The 308-nt window shown below is 57.8% G+C and carries 1 protein-coding gene; it reads right to left on the minus strand.

Features of this window, described 5'->3' with window-relative positions:
- The coding region (locus QWI16_RS00050; RefSeq protein ID WP_302710674.1) for a hypothetical protein at positions 1–308 on the minus strand (308 nt) is incomplete at both ends.

Here is a 308-nt window from a genome sequence, read left to right on the forward strand (position 1 = left end):
AAGCGACTGAACCGACTCGGGCGCCAGCCCCATGATCGGCATCGCCTCGTTGTCGATCAATGAGTTCGGTGCGGCCAAATCAAGGTGGCAAGGCGGCAGATCATAGGTCTGCATCGGCCCGTCATTGATCGCATATTTTACCTGGTGCAACCCGCAGCGCCACGACAGAAGCTGGGTGAAATACACGATATCCTGGCCGTTATACAAGCGCACCGCCACCCAATTGGGTTTTGTCGCGGTCAGGATCATCTTGATCTCACCGGCCGTGGTAAACTTGCCCGAGGGGGTCTGGTCCTCGGCCTGGAACT

Origin of the sequence: Gilvimarinus algae (assembly GCF_030518215.1) — a bacterium.
Taxonomy (GTDB): Bacteria; Pseudomonadota; Gammaproteobacteria; order Pseudomonadales; family Cellvibrionaceae; genus Gilvimarinus; species Gilvimarinus algae.